The organism is Salmonella sp. SAL4457, from assembly GCF_046548235.1.
Lineage (GTDB): Bacteria > Pseudomonadota > Gammaproteobacteria > Enterobacterales > Enterobacteriaceae > Salmonella > Salmonella enterica.
In genome coordinates, this window is record NZ_JBGDZO010000651.1 from 1 (window position 1) to 264 (window position 264).

Sequence of the window (264 nt, forward strand, 5' to 3'; positions counted from 1 at the left end):
GGGAAGGTTGTGTTGAAGCCGTGAGATCCGGTAGTGCGTCGTCGCCGAGCGTCTTCAGCCACTTGCGGCCACGGCTATTACGCGACAGTTTCATCACCGCCTTCAGGCTACGGTCTTTTACTTCTGACGGCGTCAGTTCGTCATCAATAAGCCGCCAGGCCAGGGCAAACATCTCATCGGCATAGAACATGCGCTTGTTCGCCGGGGCACTGACCATGCCTGTTGCCTTAATGGTCCGGCTGATGGCGTCGTGCAGGATACGGT

At 57.6% G+C, this 264-nt stretch carries 1 pseudogene; it reads right to left on the minus strand.

Annotation, left to right across the window (positions count from 1 at the left end):
• Positions 1 to 264 (minus strand): annotated as a pseudogene (locus tag ACLJNW_RS25805) (hypothetical protein); the annotation flags it as partial.